The organism is Methylacidimicrobium sp. B4 (assembly GCF_017310545.1).
GTDB lineage: Bacteria > Verrucomicrobiota > Verrucomicrobiia > Methylacidiphilales > Methylacidiphilaceae > Methylacidimicrobium.
Genome location: NZ_CP066203.1, coordinates 524411 through 543264, shown reverse-complemented (window position 1 = coordinate 543264; position 18854 = coordinate 524411). Strand labels below are relative to the sequence as shown.

At 65.0% G+C, this 18854-nt stretch carries 21 protein-coding genes; 13 read left to right on the top strand and 8 right to left on the bottom strand.

Features of this window, described 5'->3' with window-relative positions:
* Positions 1–193: 193 nt before the first annotated feature.
* Together MacB4_RS02690 and MacB4_RS02685 are read left to right on the top strand one after the other, a co-directional pair.
* Positions 194–457: a hypothetical protein gene (locus MacB4_RS02690; protein ID WP_206864335.1), complete on the top strand. Its 264-nt coding sequence runs from the start codon at positions 194–196 to the stop codon at positions 455–457.
* 20 nt (positions 458–477) lie between these two features.
* Positions 478–1251: a response regulator transcription factor gene (locus tag MacB4_RS02685; protein WP_206864334.1), complete on the top strand. Its 774-nt coding sequence runs from the start codon at positions 478–480 to the stop codon at positions 1249–1251.
* Here the strand turns inward: MacB4_RS02685 and pqqE are convergent.
* From pqqE to pqqA, 5 genes are all read right to left on the bottom strand, one after another.
* Entirely contained in the window at positions 1248–2468 is a 1221-nt protein-coding gene (pqqE, locus tag MacB4_RS02680) for a pyrroloquinoline quinone biosynthesis protein PqqE (protein ID WP_206864333.1), read from the bottom strand. The two genes, MacB4_RS02685 and pqqE, sit on opposite strands and share 4 nt — an antisense overlap.
* Entirely contained in the window at positions 2469–2759 is a 291-nt protein-coding gene (gene pqqD, locus MacB4_RS02675; protein WP_206864332.1) for a pyrroloquinoline quinone biosynthesis peptide chaperone PqqD, read from the bottom strand.
* On the bottom strand, positions 2749–3501 hold the full coding sequence (pqqC, locus tag MacB4_RS02670; protein WP_206864331.1) for a pyrroloquinoline-quinone synthase PqqC: 753 nt from the start codon (positions 3499–3501) through the stop codon (positions 2749–2751). The genes pqqD and pqqC overlap by 11 nt, the downstream gene beginning before the upstream one ends.
* Complete coding sequence (locus MacB4_RS02665; RefSeq protein WP_206864330.1) at positions 3498–4412, bottom strand: pyrroloquinoline quinone biosynthesis protein PqqB; 915 nt, start codon at positions 4410–4412, stop codon at positions 3498–3500. Before MacB4_RS02665 ends, pqqC begins: the two co-directional genes overlap by 4 nt.
* Before the next feature lie 101 nt (positions 4413–4513).
* On the bottom strand, positions 4514–4672 hold the full coding sequence (pqqA, locus tag MacB4_RS02660; protein WP_206864329.1) for a pyrroloquinoline quinone precursor peptide PqqA: 159 nt from the start codon (positions 4670–4672) through the stop codon (positions 4514–4516).
* 173 nt (positions 4673–4845) lie between these two features.
* On the opposite strand from pqqA, the gene MacB4_RS02655 reads away from it, so the two are divergent.
* The 6 genes from MacB4_RS02655 (at position 4846) to glp (ending at position 12525) form a co-directional block, all read left to right on the top strand.
* Positions 4846–5325 carry a formate dehydrogenase subunit gamma gene (locus MacB4_RS02655; RefSeq protein ID WP_206864328.1) on the top strand — a complete coding sequence of 160 codons (480 nt, stop codon included), beginning with the start codon at positions 4846–4848 and terminating at the stop codon, positions 5323–5325.
* Positions 5322–6884: an NADH-quinone oxidoreductase subunit NuoF gene (locus MacB4_RS02650; protein WP_206864327.1), complete on the top strand. Its 1563-nt coding sequence runs from the start codon at positions 5322–5324 to the stop codon at positions 6882–6884. Before MacB4_RS02655 ends, MacB4_RS02650 begins: the two co-directional genes overlap by 4 nt.
* A gap of 56 nt (positions 6885–6940) precedes the next feature.
* Complete coding sequence (gene fdhF / locus MacB4_RS02645; protein WP_206864326.1) at positions 6941–9826, top strand: formate dehydrogenase subunit alpha; 2886 nt, start codon at positions 6941–6943, stop codon at positions 9824–9826.
* Between the two features lie 13 nt (positions 9827–9839).
* Positions 9840–10064, top strand: a complete 225-nt coding sequence (locus MacB4_RS02640) for a formate dehydrogenase subunit delta (protein WP_206864325.1) — start codon at positions 9840–9842, stop codon at positions 10062–10064.
* A 104-nt stretch (positions 10065–10168) separates the two neighbouring features.
* Positions 10169–10768, top strand: a complete 600-nt coding sequence (gene mobA / locus MacB4_RS02635) for a molybdenum cofactor guanylyltransferase MobA (protein WP_206864324.1) — start codon at positions 10169–10171, stop codon at positions 10766–10768.
* Positions 10765–12525, top strand: coding sequence for a gephyrin-like molybdotransferase Glp (glp, locus tag MacB4_RS02630; protein ID WP_206864323.1), 1761 nt, complete (start codon positions 10765–10767; stop codon positions 12523–12525). Before mobA ends, glp begins: the two co-directional genes overlap by 4 nt.
* A gap of 186 nt (positions 12526–12711) precedes the next feature.
* Here glp and merR read toward each other — a convergent pair whose 3' ends face one another.
* Entirely contained in the window at positions 12712–13119 is a 408-nt protein-coding gene (gene merR / locus MacB4_RS02625) for an Hg(II)-responsive transcriptional regulator (RefSeq protein WP_206864322.1), read from the bottom strand.
* A 172-nt stretch (positions 13120–13291) separates the two neighbouring features.
* Between merR and MacB4_RS02620 the strand changes: the two genes are divergently transcribed.
* From MacB4_RS02620 to merE, 5 genes are all read left to right on the top strand, one after another.
* Entirely contained in the window at positions 13292–13468 is a 177-nt protein-coding gene (locus tag MacB4_RS02620; protein ID WP_206864321.1) for a hypothetical protein, read from the top strand.
* A 73-nt stretch (positions 13469–13541) separates the two neighbouring features.
* Complete coding sequence (gene merT / locus MacB4_RS02615) at positions 13542–13907, top strand: mercuric ion transporter MerT (RefSeq protein ID WP_206864320.1); 366 nt, start codon at positions 13542–13544, stop codon at positions 13905–13907.
* Positions 13908–13920: 13 nt separating this feature from the next.
* Positions 13921–14196: a mercury resistance system periplasmic binding protein MerP gene (merP, locus tag MacB4_RS02610; RefSeq protein ID WP_206864319.1), complete on the top strand. Its 276-nt coding sequence runs from the start codon at positions 13921–13923 to the stop codon at positions 14194–14196.
* A 99-nt stretch (positions 14197–14295) separates the two neighbouring features.
* On the top strand, positions 14296–16011 hold the full coding sequence (merA, locus tag MacB4_RS02605; protein WP_370569390.1) for a mercury(II) reductase: 1716 nt from the start codon (positions 14296–14298) through the stop codon (positions 16009–16011).
* Positions 16012–16207: 196 nt separating this feature from the next.
* On the top strand, positions 16208–16429 hold the full coding sequence (gene merE, locus MacB4_RS02600) for a broad-spectrum mercury transporter MerE (protein ID WP_206864911.1): 222 nt from the start codon (positions 16208–16210) through the stop codon (positions 16427–16429).
* 190 nt (positions 16430–16619) lie between these two features.
* Here the strand turns inward: merE and MacB4_RS02595 are convergent, their stop codons facing one another.
* The gene (locus MacB4_RS02595; RefSeq protein ID WP_206864318.1) at positions 16620–18182 is read right to left on the bottom strand and encodes a zinc ribbon domain-containing protein; all 1563 of its coding nucleotides are present in this window, start codon (positions 18180–18182) and stop codon (positions 16620–16622) included.
* A complete protein-coding gene (locus tag MacB4_RS02590; protein ID WP_206864317.1) occupies positions 18182–18475 on the bottom strand; it encodes a transposase in 294 nt (97 codons plus the stop codon). The genes MacB4_RS02595 and MacB4_RS02590 overlap by 1 nt, the downstream gene beginning before the upstream one ends.
* Between the last annotated feature and the right edge of the window lie 379 nt (positions 18476–18854).

Below are 18854 nucleotides of genomic sequence, written 5' to 3'. Positions count from 1 at the left end.
CTGTCGATCGCTTCCGCGATCTCGATCCGTCTTCTGAGAAGCCCGTGGCCGGCTCACCCGGACGTCCGCCGGGCTGGCGGCGCGGCGAAAATGGTGCAAAAGTTGGCACGGGGCTCGCTTTGCAAGAAAAACTTGACCGATTCGTCGGGCAAGGGCACTTGTACATTAACGTTAAGATAAAGAAACGGGAGGGATGGCTATGAAGCTTGGGGATAAGCGATTGCAGCGCGGGTGGCTTCTTGTCTTTGGCGTGTTTTGCTTTGTCGGGCTTGTCGCGGCCCCGAGTCGGGCCCGAGTGCTCGAGTCGACCAACGGGCCGAGGCTCACGGTGGGTCCTGCCGGCCACGCCTATACGCGGGACGAGCTGGCCAAGAAAGAGGCCGGCAAGTCGGAGGCAAAGCAGCAGAAGACGGCAGCTTCCGAAAGCGGTCCCAAGGAATCGCCCGGGAAAGAGTAGGGTATCGGTTTGCCTCTGCAATGGAAGTCGTTGGCATCGCGCGGCGCGTCTCTGAAAGGGGGACGGGGCTCATGAGGGGAGACCGGCGTAGGACTCCGGACGAGGAGAACGTGCGGGTTCTTCTGGGCGAGCCCGACGAGAAGCTTGCGGCGACCATGGAGGCGGAGTTGCAGAGCAAGGGGCTCGGCTGGAGCCGGGCCAGGACCTCCGACGAAGCGTTTCTCGAGCTCAATTTCGGCGAGTTCGCGGTCGCGCTGCTCGATTCGGAGATTCCGGGCCGGCCGGTTCTCGACGTGATCGAGGTGCTCCGCAGGCGCAATGTGTCGACACCGATTCTGCTCTTGGCCGAGGATGCGGATTCCCAGATGCGGATCCGGGCCTACGAAAAGGGGGTCGACGATGTCGTACAGAAGCCCTGCTCGCCGGCGGAGCTTTCCGCGCATCTCAAGGCGCTGCTGCGGCGAAGGTCGGGCTCCACCTCCTGGGTCCGGGCGGTGGAGGATCTGGAAATCGATCTCTCGGGCCGAAGGGTCTTTCGTGCGGGGCAGGAGATCTCCCTGACTCCCCGGGAGTTCGGGATCCTCGAGTATCTGCTTCGAAACCAAGGGAAGGCGGTGAGCTTCGAGGCTCTGGCCCAGGAGGTCTGGCGCCAGCCCGAGCGGGCCAGGACGATCAGCAACGTGGTGCGGGTCCACATGGCCAGCCTGCGCAAGAAGATCGACCGCGGTCGTCCAGTCAAGCTGCTCCACACGATGCGCGGCTACGGCTTCGTCCTGCGGAGCGACAGCCGCTAAGGGGTTCGTTCCGGCTCCGTCCGAGGCGAGGGGCAGGGGTGGCCAGGGACGCCGGAGAGCCGCCTCGATTCGGTTGGATTGCGGTAGCTCCAAGAGACCGTTTCTCTGGTCTCTGCCTCCGCAAGCGCCTCTTCAATCTTGTGGTGGTGGGGGGAGAGGAGGCATGCCGGGTCAGTGGCGCCAGCATCCCCCGTCAGCAGGAAGGCCTGGCAGCGGCATCCACCGAAGTCGATCTCCTTTCGCGGGCAGCTCTGACAAGGCTCGGGCAGCCAACCCGTCCCGCGAAAGCGGCGGAAGGCCGCGGAATGGAACCAGATCTCCCGCAGGCTCTCTTCCCGGACGTTCGGGAACGAAAGGCTGGTAATCTCCCGGGCCGCCTGGCAGGGAAGGGTCAGGCCGTCCGCGGAGACCGTCAGGAAGGCCCGTCCCCAGCCGTGGAGGCAGGCCTTGGGATAGGTGGCGTAGTAGTCGGGAATGACGAAGAGGATCTCCATCTTGCCGCGCAGCCGTTCTTGGGCGAGCGAGGCGACCTGGGAAGCGCGTTCGACTTGGGCACGTGTCGGGAGGAGCCATCGCCGGTTGTGCAGCGCCCAGCCGTTGTATTGGCTGTTGGCGAGCTCGAGCCGTTCGGCGCCCCAGGATTCGGCCAGCGCGATGATCTCTTCGATGCGGTCGAGGTTCTGCCGGTGGAGGACTACGTTGATCCCCAGCGCCAAGCCGGCATCGCGCGCCACCCGGGCGGCGTCCCCCTTTTTGGCAAAGCTGCCCCGCATCCCCGCGATCCATTCGGCGCTCTCAGGGCGACTGTCCTGGATGCTCAGCTGAAAGCCCCCCAGCCCCGCTTCCTTGAACCTGCGGGCGAGTTCGGAAGTGAGGAGGGTGCCGCCCGTGCTGAGGTTCGTATAGAGCCCGAACCGATCAGCGGCGGCGATCAGCTCGGGCAGATCCTTGCGCAGGAGCGGCTCTCCACCAGAGAAGTGGGCCTGAAGCACGCCGAGGTCCGCGGCCTCTTTGAGCACGCGGATCCACTCCGCCGTGCCGAGCTCGTCGTGCAAGGCGTGGGCGAAGCCGAGCGGATTGCTGCAGTAGGGACATTGCAGTGGACAGCGAAAGGTGACCTCGCAGAGGAGGGAGAAAGGAAAGCCCAGGTCCAAAGCCCCGGGCTTCTTTCCGGCAGCCGTTTCCTCTCGGGTCGAAGCCGTGCGGGTCGGTGGCATCTATTCCTCCTTTGGCTCCAGGAAGAGCAGCAGCCCTCGCTCGAGCAGTTCCTGTAGAAAGTTCCACACGTCGGTTTCGAGGGCAACCGGATCCGCCCCGTAGCGGCTCGCCAGCTCCGAGACAATCTCCGATACCGGCCGCCGGCCGTCACAGAGGGAAAGGATCGCCTCCGCCGACGGGTTGAGGATAAGCACTCCTTCCGGATAGAGGAGGATCGGCTTTTGCCGAACGGCGTCCCAACGCAGGGAGGCTTTGGAGGCGATGCGGGGCGCTCGGAGATCAGCGTCCATCCGGGGGGGGCATCTGGATGCGGAGGACATAGGCCATGTACAGGGTGTCGAGCATCGACCAGAGCAGCTCGCACTTGAAGCGGAGGGCAGCCAAGGCCGCTTCCTGCGCCGGCCGGGTCTTGCAGCGGTCGATGACCAGCCGAAGGGTGAAGCTTACGTCCTTCGGGGCCTGGGTGAGTCGTTTCCGGAAGTAACGCAGCCCTTCCTCCCGGATCCACGGGTAGAACTTCGGAAAGGCATCAATCCGGGTCTGGTGGATCGACGGGGCAAAGAGCTCGGTGAGGGAAGAGGCCATCGCCTCGATCCAGGTGTGGCTGCGACAGAAGTTGACGTAGGCGTCGACGGCGAAGCGTACCCCGGGAAGGAGACGCTTCTGCTCCAGGAGCTCCGCCCGCGAGAGGCCGACCGCCTCTCCGAGCAATAGCCACCGTTCGATCCCGCCGGGGTCATCCCCGATCCCGTCGTGGTCATGGATGCGGCAGATCCATTCCCGGCGCAGCTCCCGGTCGGGGCAGATCGAGAGGATCGCCGCATCCTTGATCGGAATCTGGACCTGGTAATAGAAGCGGTTGGCAACCCAGCCTCGGATCTGCTCCGGGTCGCACTTCCCCTCGTTCATCAGGACATGGAAGGGGTGCTTGTCGTGGTAGCTGCTCTCTCCGATCGCCCGGAGCCGCTTCTCGAAATCGCTAGGGGAGAGTGGGGGTACGGCTTCCAGCTGGAAATAGAAGGGCAGGCTCATGAATGGGAAGGATAGAGGGAGAGGAGCATCCCGTCATAGGCAATTCGCACCCCCGCTTCTCTTACCTGTTTTGCCTGGGGAGCCTCGGGATCGAGGATCGGGTTGGTGTTGTTGACATGGATATAGAACTTCTCCGGTACCGGCAGATGGGCAAGCCAGGCGAGGGTGCCTTCGGAGCCGGAAACGGGCAGGTGGCTTTGCCGGATCGACCTTTGGCGCTCTGCGCTCATCGGGGTGAGCTCCTCCTCCGACCAGAAAGTCCCGTCGACGAAAAGCGCGTCGCACCCCGAGACGAAGGCGACGAAGGCCTCGGAAATTTCCGGAAGGCCGGGAGCATAGACGAGCCGCCTCCCGCTCTTCTGCCCGACGAGGCGGAGTGCCACGACGTGCCCCCTCTCTTCCGACGGTGCCTCGTAGGGGGCCGGTCCCCCGGAGAGGGGAAGAGCTTCGATCCGGACGCCGCCAAACTCGGCGGGGTAGGAGCTCCGCTCGACGGGAAGGAAATGGCGGAGGACCGAGACGACCGGGAAGGTGGAGTTGAGGCTCTTCCAGACAGGATCCGTGCAGGCGAGGCGGATCTCCGTTCCCTCCCGGAGGAAGAGGAGCCCCGTCGTGTGGTCGAGCTGCCCGTCAGTCAGCGCCACGGCTGCCAGCGGCGAGCCCCGGAGCGACCCTTCCGGAGGGGCGAGCTCCTTCGCTTGCGCAAACTGGGAACAGAGGTCGGGAGAGGCATTGACCAGGATCCAGCGCTCCCCGGCCTCCGCGACCGCGATCGAAGCCTGGGTCCGGCGGAAAACCTTTTGCGACCCAGGAAGGCCGCGCTCTTCCCGGGCCCGGCTGCACTGCGGACACCGGCAGTTCCACTGCGGCACCCCACCCCCCGCTCCGGAACCAAGGACGAGCAGGCGCATGCGACTGGAATCCCGATCGACGGCCAAAAATTGGGAAAGAGCGAGTGGAGGGAACGGGGCGGGCCGCTCCGGCTCACCCCGTTCCTGAAAGGTTCGAGGGGTTATTTGCCCGCTACGTTGACGTAGGCGGTAACCTCCATGCAGAGGCTGATGTCCTCAAACTCCGGTTTTACCCACTTCATGATATTTATCGCTCCTCGTTGGGAAGGCACTTTCTCAAACGCACCCCCCGGCAACACAAGGCAAGCTACTGATCCCATGATCGTGGCTCAAGGACTTTTTTTTTCGGGGCCGCGGCTCCCCAAGCAAGCCAGAAAGTTGCCAAACCGCAAATTCTGCATTGTCGGCGGCCCGCCGGATGATAGTAGTAATGGAGATGATTGGAGCTTGCCCTTAAGCGGGCTCGGGGATTCCCCGATCACTGGGAGACGGAATGGAAAACGGTAAGAGGGAAAGGAAGGACGAGCTCGAGGGCATCCTGCAGACGTTTGCTCGTCAGGCAAACGGGTTGATTCCCGCCTTTCATGCGATTCAGGACCGGTATGGTTATGTTCCCAAGGAGTGCCTTCCGGAGGTGGCGCGCGCGTTCAACCTTTCCCAGGCGGATGTCTACGGCGTGTTGACCTTCTACCACGATTTTCGGCATGAGCCGGCGGGACGGCATGTCGTTTCGGTCTGCCGGGCCGAGGCCTGTCAGGCCAACGGATCGGCAACCGTCATCGAGCGCATCCGGGAGCGACTGGGGATCGATTTCGGAGAGACGACCCCCGATGACGAGGTGACGCTCCTGCCGACCTACTGCTTCGGCAATTGCGCCTGCGGTCCCTCGATTGCGATTGATGGCAAGCTCTATGGCCGGATGAGTGCCGAGCGGGTGGAACGGATTCTCCGCGGGATGGGGGCGCTCGAATGAAGGTCTACGTTCCTCGGGATTATTCGGCGTGCGCCATGGGCGCGGATGAGGTCGCCCGCGCAATCGAGCGCGAGGCGGCGCGACGGGGCCTCTCTCTCGATCTGGTCCGGAACGGATCGCGCGGACTTTACTGGCTGGAGCCGCTAGTGGAGGTGGAACGGAACGGAGAGAGGATCGGCTACGGCCCGGTCACCGAAGAGGAGGTCGAGGGCCTCTTCGCCGCAGGATTCCTCGAAGGAAAGGAGCATCCCGCACGCCTGGGCGACCCCGAAGAGATCCCCTATCTGCGCCGGCAGAAGCGGGTCGTCTTTCGCCGGATGGGAAGAACCGACCCTCTTTCGCTCGATGCCTATCGCCAACAAGGCGGACTCGCCGGGCTGACCCGGGCGCTCACTCTCTCTCCCCAGCAGATCGTCGAGGAGGTGACCAAGTCGGGCTTGCGCGGGCGCGGGGGAGCGGGCTTTCCCACCGGAATCAAGTGGAAGACGACCCTGCAGGCGGAGGCTGACCGGAAGTATGTCGTCTGCAACGCCGACGAGGGGGACTCCGGCACCTTCTCCGACCGGATGGTCATCGAGGGGGATCCCTTTCTTTTGATCGAGGGAATGATCATCGCGGGATTGGCCGTCGGCGCCACCGAGGGCTACGTCTATCTCCGCTCGGAATATCCGCTCGCTCGCCGGGTCTTCGAGGAAGCGCTGGAGAAGGCGAGGGCCGCGGGCATGCTCGGGAACGACATCCTGGGAAGTGGCAAATCCTTTGCGCTGAATCTCTACATTGGGGCGGGCGCCTATGTCTGCGGCGAGGAAACCGCCCTGCTGGAAAGCCTCGAGGGAAAGCGGGGGATGGTTCGTCCGCGGCCGCCGCTGCCCGCCATACGCGGCCTCTGGCAAAAACCCACCGTGGTCAATAACGTGATCACGCTCGCCTCGGTTCCGGTCATCCTGGCCGATGGCGCGGAGGCCTACGCGCAGCTTGGGGTGGGACGATCGAAGGGTACCCTCCCGGTGCAGCTTTCCGGGAACCTCAAGCGGCCAGGGCTCGTCGAGGTTCCTTTCGGGATTACGTTGGAAGAGCTGCTCTTCGAGTATGGCGGGGGGACGGCGAGCGGGCGCCCGCTCAAGACGATTCAGATCGGCGGCCCGCTGGGACCCTTCCTGCCGCCCTCGCTCTTCTCGGTGACCCTTGATTACGAGGAGCTGACCAAGGTCCGGGGGATCGTCGGCCATGGAGGGATCGTCGCCTTCGACGACACGGTCAACCTGGGTCGGATGGCCCGGTACGCGATGGAGTACTGCGCGGGGGAGTCGTGTGGGAAATGCACTCCCTGCCGGATCGGCTCGACCCGAGGCATGGAGCTGCTCGACCAGATCCTTTCGGGAAAGAAGGGGCCGGGAGCCGCGGAGCTTCTGGTCGATCTTTGCGACGTCATGGTCAACGCCTCACTCTGTGGGCTGGGCGGCATGACCCCCTTTCCCGTGTTGAGCGGGCTGCGGTTTTTCCCGGAGGACTTCGGGTATTCGAAAGAGGAAGTGGAACCGTTGCTCCAAAAGGTGTAGAAGGTGTACAGAGGGTGTACAAGAGGGAGAGAGCCCGACAAGCGGAGGACAGCGATATGTTGACGGAGAGGCATGCAGATTTCGGAACGCCGAGCCGTGGCTGCGAATGCGGGCACGGTCATCCCCAGGAACACCCGATGAAAAACGGGGCCCGGCAAATCACGGTTTGGATCGACGGAAAAGAGGTCTCCGTCCCCGAGGGGACCTCGGTCTTGCGTGCCGCGGCCCTCGCCGGAGTGGGGGTGCCCAAGCTTTGTGCCACCGACAGCCTCGAACCCTTTGGCTCCTGCCGGCTCTGCCTGGTTGAAATCGAGGGGAAGAGGGGCTTTCCCGCCTCCTGCACGACCACCGTCGACCCGGGAATGAAGGTCAAGACCTTCTCCGAGCGGCTGGCGGGACTCCGGCGCGGGGTGATGGAGCTCTACATCTCCGATCATCCCCTCGACTGCCTCACCTGCCCCGCGGACGGAGATTGCGAGCTCCAGGACATGGCGGGCGATGTGGGCCTGCGCGAGGTGCGCTACGGATATGCCGGGAAGAACCACCTGCAGGCCGCAAAGGACAAGAGCAATCCCTATTTCACCTTCGATCCCGCCAAGTGCATCGTCTGCTCCCGATGCGTGCGGGCCTGTGATGAGATTCAAGGGACCTTCGCCCTGACCGTCGAGGGCCGAGGCTTCGATTCGCTGATCCAGCCGGGACCCACGGGCGAGTTCTTGAGCTCGGAGTGCGTCTCCTGCGGCGCCTGCGTCTATGCCTGCCCGACTTCCGCGCTGATGGAGAAGGCGGTGATCGATCTCGGCTTGCCGAGTGAGTCGACCGATACGACCTGCGCCTACTGCGGGGTCGGCTGCTCCTTCCACGCGGAGACCAAGGGGACGACCGTCGTGCGGATGACGCCCAACAAGGAGAGCCTCTCGAACCATGGCCACTCCTGCGTGAAGGGACGTTTCGCCTGGTCGTATGCCTCCTCGCGGGATCGGGCCACCAAGCCCATGATCCGCAAGCGGATCGAGGATCCCTGGCAGGAAGTGAGCTGGACCGAGGCGATCGAGCATGTGGCCTCCGAGTTTCTCCGCATTCGGGAGAAACATGGTCGGAATTCGATCGGGGCGGTGAGCTCCTCCCGCTGCACCAACGAGGAGGACTACATCGTCCAGAAGCTGGTGCGCGCGGTCTTCCGCAACAACAACATCGATACCTGCGCCCGGGTCTGCCACTCTCCGACTGGGTATGGGCTGCGGAAGGCGTTCGGGGAATCGGCCGGCACCAACCCGTTCGATTCGGTCGATCAGGCCAACCTGATCTTTGTCGTCGGCGCGAACCCAACCGATGGACACCCGGTATTCGGCTCGCGGATGAAGCAGCGGCTGCGCGCGGGGGCGAAGCTGATCGTCGCCGATCCGCGCCGGACCGATCTCGTGCGCACCCCGCACATCGAGGCCGACATTCATTTGCCGCTGCGGCCGGGCACCAACGTCGCCCTGCTCAACGCGATCGCCCACGCGATCCTTGAGGAAAAGCTCGAGAACCGCGAATATATCGAGGCCCGGTGCGACCTGACAACCTACGCGAAGTGGCGCGAGATGATCCTGCGCCCTGAAAACTCGCCCGAGGCGATGGCGCCGGTCACGGGGGTTCCGGCCGACGCGATTCGTGCGGCGGCCCGCCTCTACGCAACGACCCATCCCGCAGCGATCTACTACGGCCTCGGGGTGACAGAGCATTCGCAAGGCTCGACCGGAGTGATGTGCTTGGCCAACCTGGCGATGGTGACCGGCAACGTCGGCCTGGATGGGGCGGGCGTCAACCCGCTGCGCGGGCAGAACAATGTGCAGGGCGCCTGCGACATGGGCTCCTTCCCGCACGAGCTGGCGGGCTACCGGCATATCTCCGATGAGATGGCCCGGAGAAGCTTCGAGGAGGCCTGGGGCGTTGAGATCGATCCCGAGCCCGGGTTCCGGATCACCAACATGCTTTCGGCCGCAACGATCGGAGAGTTCAAGGGGCTCTACATGCACGGAGAGGATCTGGTGCAATCCGATCCCGATGCCTCCCACGTCATCGCGGGGCTGCGGAACATGGAGCTTGTCGTGCTCCATGACATCTTCCTCAACGAGAGCTCGCACTATGCCCATGTCTTCCTTCCGGGCTGCTCCTTCCTTGAAAAGGACGGGACCTTCACCAATGCGGAGCGCCGAATCCAATTGGTCCGCCAGGTCATGCCCCCCCTCTGCGGAAAGCAGGAGTGGGAGGTGGTGCAGGAAATCGCTCAGGCGATGGGGTATCCGATGCACTATCACCATGCCTCCGAGATCATGGACGAGGTCGCCCGATTGACTCCGACCTTCCACGGGGTGAGCTTCGAGAAGCTTGCGCGGCTCGGCTCGATCCAATGGCCGTGCAACGAGAAGGCTCCGGAAGGGACCCCGGTCATGCACCGCGGGGAATTCGTCCGCGGCAAGGGATTCTTTGCGCTCACAGGGTACGTGCCGACCCGGGAGAAGGTATCGGAGCGGTTTCCGCTACTGCTGACTACGGGTCGGATCCTCTTCCACTACAATGTGGGCACGCAGACCCGCCGGACTGCAAATACGATCTGGAGCAAGGAGGATCTGCTCGAGATCCATCCGAGCGACGCGGAGGAGCGCGGCATCCGGGACGGAGACAAGACCGAGCTGCGGAGCCGGAAGGGGAGTGCGGTCATGCGCTGCTTGGTGAGCGAACGGGTAGCGCCCGGAACGGTCTACGCCACCTTTCACTTTCCGGAAAACCGGACGAACGTGCTGACGACCGAGAACTCCGACTGGGCGACCAACTGCCCGGAATACAAGGTTACGGCCGTCCAGGTGACCCGCGTGTTCGAGCCGCTGCGAGCGGAAGAGCGGGAGAACGGCAAACCGGCCAAGCGGCGGGAGGTCGTGCCCGCCGCCGGCGAATAGCCGAAGGGGACGCATGATCGAAGACTTGGTGCAGATGGCGAACCAGATCGGCGACTTCTTTGACAGCTATCCTTCCCGGGAAGAAGCGGAGGCGGGAATCGCGGACCATCTCAAGAGATTCTGGACTCCCTCGATGCGGGAAAAGCTCCTGGCCTATGCCGAGGAGGACGGCAGGGAGCTGTCGGAACCGGTGCGAGCCGCCCTGGCTCTCCTTCAGAAACCGGTCGCAGGCGCGTAGGGGGAACGAGCGGACGCCGCCGGCCGGGCGATGTGGCTCGAGGTGTGAGTGGCGATAGCTCGCTTTCGGCTGCCGAGGGAAGAGTTTCTTTGATTGCGGCCCGGATGGGTGGCGTCCTCCTTTGCGGCGGCCGGGGATTGCGCATGCGGGGTGTGGAGAAGGGGCTGCTCCCCTTGGACGGGAAACCACTTTGTGCCCATGCGGCCGAGCGGCTGCGGCGGCAGGTGAGCTGGCTCGCCATCAGCGCCAATCGGGAGAGGGAGCGATACGCCGCCTTTGGGCTTCCGGTGCTGCCTGATCTCCGTCCCGGCTTTTGGGGGCCCTTGGCTGGGGTGGAAGCGGCCTGGGCCGCTCTGCCTCCGAGCTTGTCCTTCCTCTTGACCGCTCCGGGAGACTCCCCCTTCCTGCCGCGAGATCTCGGCGAGCGGCTCTTTCGCGGGGTGATGGCCGGGACAACGGGGAGCGCCTATGCGCATGACGGGGTGCGGGGACAGTTCCTTTGTGCGCTCTATGAGCGGGAGAGCGAAGGATTGCTGCGAGGCTTTCTCGATCGGGGAGGGAGGAGGGCCGAAGAGTTTTTGCAGTCGATCGGAGCCACCGCGATTGATTTTTCCGAGCGGCCCGCCGATTTTTGGAACGTGAACAGCCCGGAGGATTGGGAGCGGATTCGCCAGAGAGCCGCAGAGGAGCGGAAGGGACGGTGAGCGGGCGGAGCCTCCTCCCTGTGATCGCCTTCGTGGGACGGAGCGGAGCCGGGAAGACGACCCTTCTCTGCTCGGTCGTGCGCATCCTCGCCTCCAAGGGGCTCCGGGTCGCCGCGATCAAGCATGCCCACAAAGGCTTCGAGATCGATTATCCCGGGAAGGACAGCATGCGGCTGCGGGAGGCCGGTGCCAATCCGGTCCTTCTCGTCTCTCCGACCCGGCGCGCGTGGGTCGAGGAGATGACCCCTCCGGAGGAGCCCGAGCTTGCGGAAGCGATCGCCCTTCTTGGGCCAAGCCCGATCGACCTGCTCCTGGTCGAAGGGTTTCGGGCGGAGGGGGTGCCGAAGATCGAGCTGGTGGCACCGGGGCTGGGACCCCTCTTCTGCCAGGATGATCCGGCTCTTCTGGCTGTGGCTTCCGAAGGCGCTCTCTCGCTTCCCTCGGGCGTCCGCTTTTTCAACCGGAACGATGCCGCAGGGGTCGCGGGCCTGATCCTCGAGACCTCCGGCCTTGCGGCTTCCCGCGTGCGCGGTCAATCGCCGCCTCGGGCGAAGGAGCGGCTTTCGCTCGAGGAGGCCCGGCGACGGCTCGGGGAGGAGATGGCTCCGTCTCGGACGGAAGAGGAGGTTGCCCTGTCGCGAAGCGTAGGGCGTGTTCTGGCGCGGGAGCTCGTTTCTCCAATCGATCTCCCTGCCGCATCAACCTCTGCGATGGATGGCTATGCCGTCCGAGCCTCGCAACTGGGGGAGAGGGGAGGAGAATTTTGGATCGCTGGCACCGCCGCCGCGGGAGCGCCCTTTTCGGGCTCCCTGCCCGAGGCGAGCTGCGTGCGCATCTTTACCGGGGCCCTTCTTCCGGAGGGGACCGACCTTGTCATTGCGCAAGAGGAGGCTCTCCTCCGGGGCGAGAAGGTGCTCTTGCCCGGCGGCTTGCCAGCCGGGGAGAACGTTCGTGCCCGCGGCGAGAACCTGGTCCGGGGCCAGAAGCTTCTTTCCGCGGGAACAAGGATTGGCCCCCGCGCTCTCGCGCTGCTGGCCGCGATTGGATCGGAGACGGTCTTCGTGCGTCCGAGGCTCCGGGTCGGGCTTCTCTGCACGGGCAAGGAGCTGCGGCCCCTGGGAGAGCCGCTCAACGCCGGGGAGATCTACGACAGCAACCGGGTCTTTCTTTCGGCAGCGCTGGGCGAGCTCGGGGTCGAGCTGACCGAGGGCGGAATCGCGGATGACGACCCGAAGCTCCTGGAGGAGAGGCTCGACTGTCTCGCGGAGCGGGTCGATCTGCTGGTGACGACGGGCGGCGTCTCCGTAGGCGAGGGTGATTATGTAGGCAAGCTCCTGACGCAGCGGGACGCGGTCGTCCTCCGACAGGTCGCGGTCAAGCCCGGGCGACCCTTTCTCTTTGGCCGGTGGCGCGGAAAGCCGCTCTTCGGCCTGCCCGGAACACCCGCGGCGGTCTTCGTGCTCTTCTACGACCTGGTCGGTCCGCTGATCCGCTCCCGGATGGGGGAGATACCCTCTGGGGCCAGAGCGCGGCTTCCGTCGCTTGTCCGGATCCGCAAGCGTGCAGGCCGGACGGAGTATTGGGCGGGTCACCTCGTCTCGGGGCCGAGAGGCGAGCCCGCGTTCACCCCGGTCAGCCTTGCGGATGCGGCAGGGTTCTTTCCCTCCGCTTCTGCGGATCTCCTGGCTCTCCTGCCTGCGGAATCGGACTGCGTCGAGGTCGGAGAGGCGGTCGAGGTGATCTTCCTTCCGAAGTAGCCTGGGAAGCGTGGGCGCCTGCCGAAGCGCGCGTCCCCTTTCGCAAGCAAGGGAAGGGACCGTGGCGAGGAGCAAGGGCGGGCGCGGGATCCCTTACCATGCGCCATCGTCTCGCCACTCCACGAGAACTGAGTCGAGCTTGGCTCAGCAGGCGAAAAGGATCGTCTGCTCCGCTCGACTCTCCGCTCAAGAGGAATGCAGGGCGGCGATCAGGGGGCAGAAGACATTGCCCTGCTGTGTCTTGCACTCGTCGACCAATTTCGAGAGCACCGCCTCCATCCGCGTGAGATCCGCGAGCCGGGCGCGCACATCCGCCAGCCGTCGCGCGGCAAATCGGGCCGTCTCGTGGCAGTGCCTGCCATCCTCCAGCTTGAGGAGCTCCCCGATCTCATGGAGGCGGAAGCCGAGCCGCTGGGCCGACTTGATGAATTTGACCCGTGCCACATCCGCTGCGCCATATCGGCGAATGCTCCCATACGGCCGATCGGGCTCAGGCAGCAATCCCTTCCGCTGGTAGAAGCGGATCGTCTCGACGCCGACTCCGGCGGCCTTGGCGAAAGCGCCGATGGTGAGGCTCTCTCGGCTCTTTTTCATTTCGCTTTGACTCCGTACTTAACTACAGAGGTAAGCTGACCATATTCAAGCGAAACCTCGAAAGGAAGAAGCGCATGTCGGAATCGCACAAGCTCGAATCGGAAAACAAATTGAACCCGCTTGCCGTCGCCGGGCTGATCGTCTTCTGTCTTTTAGGATGCGGGCTTGGGCCATGGATCGTAGCACGGCTCTCCTCCCCGTCCACTGCGCCCTGCTATACCGGCCAATGCTCGCAACAGGCAGCTCCCGCTTCTGCAGCAAGCCCTTACGGAGAGAGAAGCGGCTTGCGAGCGCACTGACTGATCGGCTGAGCGAAATGGGGCTGGTGGGGCTCCTGGAGGCATTCTGACTTTGCTTTGACTCCGTACTTAGCTACGGAGGTAAGTTGATCATAGAAAGCGAAGCCTCGATTGGAGAAGCGCATGTCGGAATCCCAAAAGGTAGAATCGAAAAACAGGGTCGGTGCCCTGCTGGCTGGCGGGCTGGCCGCCATCCTCGCCTTGAGCTGCTGCTTGGGGCCCTTGCTCTTGGTGGCCCTGGGCCTGAGCGGCGCCTGGATCGGCAATTTGACCGTGCTTGAGCCCTACCGGCCAATCTTCATCTTCGCGGCGCTGGTCTCGCTCTTCTTCGCTTGGCGAAGCATCTTCCGGCGGACGAGCGCCTGCAAGGAGGGCGAGGTCTGCGCGGTTCCTCGCGTTCGGACCGCCTACAAGTGGATCTTCTGGGTCGTGGCCGCGCTGATCGTGGTCGCGCTCGTTTTTCCCTACCTGTTGCCACTCTTCTACTGATCGGGAGCTTGCCATGAAGAAACTACTGATTGCTATCGCCCTGAGTGCCGTCGTTGCCCCCGTTTGGGCCGCAACCCAAACCGTGACGCTCTTCGTGCCCGGCATGACCTGTGCGGCCTGCCCGATCACGGTCAAGAAGGCGCTCTCCAAGGTCGAGGGGGTGAGCCGGATCGACGTGGAGCCCAAGAAGCGGGAAGTGGTCGTCACCTTCGATGACACCAAGACCAGCGTGGAGAAGCTCACCAAGGCGACCAAGGATGCGGGCTATCCCTCGAGCGTCAAGCCGTGAGCCCGGCGGGAAGGCTGCAGAAGCGATTGCGCACGTCGCGTAAGAGGGCTGGAACGGTGGGCGGGTCCTTGTCCCGCGATGAGTGGCTCAGGGGGAACGATGAAAGAGGAAACGATGAAAAGAGACGATCCGAGAGAGTTAACCATCACCGGCATGACCTGTGAGTCTTGCGCCATCCACATCAAGGCGGCGCTGGAGCGGGTGCCCGGTGTCCAATCGGCCGAGGTCTCTTTTGGGCAGGGGCGCGCGCGGGTGGCCGTGGGGACGGAGATGGCATCCGAAGCCCTGGTTGATGCCGTTACCAGGCTTGGCTACGGTGCAGCGCTAGCGGAGTCCGCCCCTCCGCCGACAAAGGGTGGAGGGCTCGATCGGCTCCAGGAAGGGGTTGTTGACCATGGTCAGGCGGCATCCCGCGATGGTGCGCTTCAGATCGCCATCCTCGGTAGCGGTGGGGCGGCGATGGCGGCGGCGCTGAAGGCGGTCGAGCGAGGCGCGCGGGTCACCCTCGTGGAGCGCGGCACGATCGGCGGCACCTGCGTCAATGTCGGCTGCGTCCCCTCCAAGATCCTGATTCGCGCGGCCCACATCGCTCACCTGCGCCGGGAAAGTCCCTTCGATGCCGGCCTGCCGCCGGTATCGCCGACCATCCTGTGGGAACGCCTGCTCGCCCAGCAGCAAGCGCGTGTCGATGAGCTGCGCCATGCCAAATACGAAAGCGTCCTCGATGCTCATCCATCCATCACCGTGCTCCATGGTGAAGCCCGCTTCCAGGACGCGCGCTCCCTCACGGTGCAGCGGAAGGGTGGTGGGGAGTCGGTGGTCGCCTTCGACCGCTGCCTGATCGCCACCGGTGCGAGCCCCGCCGTGCCGCCCATTCCCGGCCTCCGCGAGACGCCCTACTGGACTTCGACCGAGGCATTGATCACGGAGGCGATCCCGGAGCGGCTGGCGGTGATCGGCTCGTCGGTGGTGGCGGTCGAGCTGGCGCAAGCCTTCGCCCGGCTGGGCAGCCGGGTCACGATCTTGGCGCGCAGCACTCTGCTCTTCCGCGAAGACCCGGCCATTGGCGAGGCTCTCACCGCGGCGTTCCGCAGCGAGGGCATCGAGGTGTGGGAGCACACGCAGGCGAGCGAGGTAGCGTACCGGGACCCGGAATTCGTGCTGAGGATCCCGCAGGGTGAGCTGCGCGTCGACCGGCTCTTGGTCGCCACAGGCCGCACGCCCAATACGCGCAGCCTTGGCCTCGAGGCGGCGGGTGTCGCGGTCAACGAGCAGGGGGCCATCGAGATTGATGCCGGCATGCGGACGAGCGCCCCGGACATCTACGCTGCCGGCGACTGCACCGATAAGCCTCAGTTCGTCTATGTGGCGGCGGCGGCTGGTACCCGCGCGGCGATCAACATGACCGGTGGCCAAGCGACGCTCGACCTGACCGTAGTACCAAGGGTGGTGTTCACCGACCCGCAGGTCGCCATGGTCGGCTTGAGCGAAGAGGAGGCGCACCATGAGGGGATCGAGACCGACAGCCGGCTGCTCACGCTCGACAACGTGCCGCGCGCGCTCGTCAACTTCGACCCGCACGGCTTCATCAAGCTCGTCGTCGAGGAAGGTAGCCATCGGTTGATCGGTGTGCAGGCGGTCGCCTCGGAAGCGGGCGAGGTGATCCAGGCGGCGGCGCTCGGCATCCGGGCCCGGATGACGGTGGAGGAGCTGGCGAACGAGTTGTTCCCCTATCTGACGATGGTCGAAGGCATCAAGCTCGCCGCACAGACCTTCCACAAGGACGTGAGGCAGCTGTCCTGCTGCGCTGGGTAGCGATGGAGAAGGAGGATCGCGCTGAGCGCCTTTCCGGTATCGGGCAAGCTCGGGCAGCGGATCGCAGCGTTCCGGCCAGTGGCGGTTTTCTGGTGCCCGACTCGATCAAGGAGCCGGTGAGCCATCAAGAAGGCGGTGATTGCGAGTGCAAGACTGTGGCGAGGGACAGAAGGGAATCAGGGAGAGTCCTCAAGGCATCGAACCCAAAAAGACGCCCCATTGGCGGGGCTATGCATGGGGTTTGCTTGCCGCGCTGACCTGCCCCTGCCATCTGGGCATCCTTGCGATTGTGCTCGCCGGCACGACGGTGGGGGCCTTCCTGAGCGACCATTGGCGCATCGCGGCCATCGTGCTGACGGGCTTGTTCTTGCTGTCGCTGGCGCGGGCCACCCAGGCGTTCCGGCGCCAGGACCGCTGAAGAGGGCCCCGAGCGCCCGCCGTTGCCTCAACCGCTCTGGCGTAGCCGCTTGGGATTTGGCCTGGCCGGGGAGATTGGGGGCGAGACCTTGGGGAAGGCAGGGCTCGCGGCGGGACCCTTACTCTCTGTTGGGCCTTCCTCGCCATCGGCGCGCAAGGAGTGCTGCGTTCTTGGGTACTATCGCGTTGACTCAGGCAGCCACAAGGGCTGGAGGATCGGGCGATTTCATGGACGCCTCGCGGCGTTCGGATGACCTCACCACGGGCAACGGCACTCCACCGAAGTAGGGATTGGTGGATCGTGGGTCGGCGGGGGCACCCCGGCTCCCGGTTCTGCCCAGGCCCAGCGCCCGGACAGGTCGCTCCCCGAACTCGCGCACGAGCTCGGCAAGGACCGCAGCCTTCCCCTGGAAGAGCCAACCATTGGGGCGCGCACGGCGCGCTTCGATGTTGGCCGCCGCATTGAGGTCGGCGTGCATGTGGTGACCGCACCAACGGCAGACGAAGGTCTTCTGGTCGCGGCGGTTCCGCTTGTCCACATAGCCGCAACCGGAACATGCCTGAGAGGTGTATGCGGCGTTGACCTCGGCGGAGGGGATTCCGAAGCGCTCCTCCAGGTCGCGCAACTTCTCCTGGACGATCGAGCGTCCGCAGTTGCGCAGGATCGCGTTGAGCCGCCTTGAGAGGTCGGGGTGGCGGAAGTCGAGCCGCTCCAGCACCAACTCCTTGGGCTTGCCCTGCTCGACAAGGCGGTTGAGCACGCGGCCAACCTCGGTGCGAAGGAAGCCGCGCACGTCCTCCACCAGCGCCCGATACCGCTGGCTCTCCCGCGGCCTGCGTCCGGCACGCTGCTGGCTGGCCGCGATCACGGCAAGCAGCGCGTCGTACCGCTTGAGCCGCTTGAGCCAGCCCTGGCCGAGCAGCCGGCCATCGGATGTGGCCAAGAGCGTGGACAGCCCAAAATCAAGCGCCAGCGCGCCGTGGCCGTCGTAGGCGGCGCGGCTTTTGGCGCAGACCTCGCCCATGTCGGTCACCACGCCGAAGCTCAGGCGACCCTCGCGCTCGTTCACCTGGATGCCGTTGGTCACGCGGCCAGGGCGCTTGGCATGGTAGTCGTAGGTGAGCAGCGGGATGGCGATCTTGCGCCCCTTCTCGAGCGTGGAGAGGCTCACCCACCAGCCGACCCTGCCGCGCTGCGTCGCCTGGATGGGGCGGGCGATGCTCCCCGCGCGGTGGTCGAGGCGCATGGAGATGCGCGAGAGGTCCGGGCGGCGATGCCGCGCCATGCAGTGGCGCATCATGGCGCGCGCCAGCCGTCGCACGGAGACCGGAATCACCTCGCCCGTCTCTCTCCTCGCCACCTCGCCGCGCCAGAACCACGCGCCCAGGCCGTTGATGGCGTGGAGCATCTGCTTGGTGGCGGGTGGCAGCGTGCTGTGGTTGACCAGGTCTCGAAACTCATTGGCCCGGTTGCCGATCCAGCCCTGGAGCTGCCCGACGACCTGCCAGCGGGCCATCTGGACGCGGTTGGCCGCGCCGATGACGGCAGCGAAGGTGACCTTGTCCACGTCGTGGTTCTTCTCCAAGCGGCCCGTCTCGAAGAAGAGCCGCCACTCTTCCCGGCCCAGCAGCACCGCACCCCGGCGGTAGGCTCTGAGCAGCGCGCGCACGGCCGCCTCTTTGCTGGCCGTCAGGTTCGACGGCAGCAGGTCGGTCCGATGGACGGGCGGATGCTCGGGCTTGGTGCGGGCCATCAGGCGGTTCCCGTGAGAAAGCGGTAAGGCAGCGTGCGCCCAACGCCGCCCCGGGTGAGCATCGGGAGGTGGGTGCGGTGCATCGGCGTGCCAGCGGTGACCGAGAACTGTCGGTGGCAGGTGGTGCATTGCCAGCGGCGGATCGTCCGCAGCCAGGAAGCGTGGTTGACGCATCCGCACACCGGGCAGATCGGGCCGTCCGGCCAGCGGGCGCGCTCAAACCACGCCCGCGCGGCGTCCTCGTCCGGGAAGAGATCGGGGAAGGCGCGGAACGTGAGGGCGGTGCCGATCATGATCAGGATCTAGGGATGGTGGCGGTCTGCGTCAAGCCGATAGTCCCGGCGTTCTTTACTCCCTGATCCAAAGGCGGTCTTGCCAATGGCGCGAACTCGGCATCGCTCTCGATCGAGCCGCGGAATTCGAGAAAGGGGAGCTCGGGAGCCTCCTCTCTATAGAGGGAGGCCATGCCGGCGGATCTGAAGTTGCGGAACCGGTCGAGGGAAATCTCCCGCAGCAGCGCTCCCCGCGGTCCTTTTTGCCCTGGAGAGAGAAAGAGCCTGTAGCACCGTCGCATGGCGACAGGTCGAATCGCCTCTGATGTACACTCTGCGCGGGGCGCGGGGAAGCTGTCCAGAGGATGAGAAGAGTGGATCAGAGCAGGGCCCATCCCTG

Excerpts from the sequence above, each read along its gene's own strand:
- MacB4_RS02665 (WP_206864330.1), bottom strand. The coding sequence starts at position 4,412 with ATGCGCCTGCTCGTCCTTGGTTCCGGAGCGGGGGGTGGGGTGCCGCAG.
- merP (WP_206864319.1), top strand. The coding sequence starts at position 13,921 with ATGAAGAAACTACTGATTGCTATCGCCCTGAGTGCCGTCGTTGCCCCC.
- MacB4_RS02620 (WP_206864321.1), top strand. The coding sequence starts at position 13,292 with ATGGATCGTAGCACGGCTCTCCTCCCCGTCCACTGCGCCCTGCTATAC.
- MacB4_RS02650 (WP_206864327.1), top strand. The coding sequence starts at position 5,322 with ATGAAGGTCTACGTTCCTCGGGATTATTCGGCGTGCGCCATGGGCGCG.
- pqqD (WP_206864332.1), bottom strand. The coding sequence starts at position 2,759 with ATGGACGCTGATCTCCGAGCGCCCCGCATCGCCTCCAAAGCCTCCCTG.
- fdhF (WP_206864326.1), top strand. The coding sequence starts at position 6,941 with ATGTTGACGGAGAGGCATGCAGATTTCGGAACGCCGAGCCGTGGCTGC.
- pqqE (WP_206864333.1), bottom strand. The coding sequence starts at position 2,468 with ATGCCACCGACCCGCACGGCTTCGACCCGAGAGGAAACGGCTGCCGGA.
- pqqA (WP_206864329.1), bottom strand. The coding sequence starts at position 4,672 with ATGGGATCAGTAGCTTGCCTTGTGTTGCCGGGGGGTGCGTTTGAGAAA.
- MacB4_RS02685 (WP_206864334.1), top strand. The coding sequence starts at position 478 with ATGGAAGTCGTTGGCATCGCGCGGCGCGTCTCTGAAAGGGGGACGGGG.
- MacB4_RS02690 (WP_206864335.1), top strand. The coding sequence starts at position 194 with ATGGCTATGAAGCTTGGGGATAAGCGATTGCAGCGCGGGTGGCTTCTT.
- MacB4_RS02640 (WP_206864325.1), top strand. The coding sequence starts at position 9,840 with ATGATCGAAGACTTGGTGCAGATGGCGAACCAGATCGGCGACTTCTTT.
- MacB4_RS02655 (WP_206864328.1), top strand. The coding sequence starts at position 4,846 with ATGGAAAACGGTAAGAGGGAAAGGAAGGACGAGCTCGAGGGCATCCTG.
- MacB4_RS02595 (WP_206864318.1), bottom strand. The coding sequence starts at position 18,182 with ATGGCCCGCACCAAGCCCGAGCATCCGCCCGTCCATCGGACCGACCTG.
- merT (WP_206864320.1), top strand. The coding sequence starts at position 13,542 with ATGTCGGAATCCCAAAAGGTAGAATCGAAAAACAGGGTCGGTGCCCTG.
- MacB4_RS02590 (WP_206864317.1), bottom strand. The coding sequence starts at position 18,475 with ATGATCGGCACCGCCCTCACGTTCCGCGCCTTCCCCGATCTCTTCCCG.
- mobA (WP_206864324.1), top strand. The coding sequence starts at position 10,169 with ATGGGTGGCGTCCTCCTTTGCGGCGGCCGGGGATTGCGCATGCGGGGT.
- merR (WP_206864322.1), bottom strand. The coding sequence starts at position 13,119 with ATGAAAAAGAGCCGAGAGAGCCTCACCATCGGCGCTTTCGCCAAGGCC.
- pqqC (WP_206864331.1), bottom strand. The coding sequence starts at position 3,501 with ATGAGCCTGCCCTTCTATTTCCAGCTGGAAGCCGTACCCCCACTCTCC.
- merA (WP_370569390.1), top strand. The coding sequence starts at position 14,296 with ATGAAAGAGGAAACGATGAAAAGAGACGATCCGAGAGAGTTAACCATC.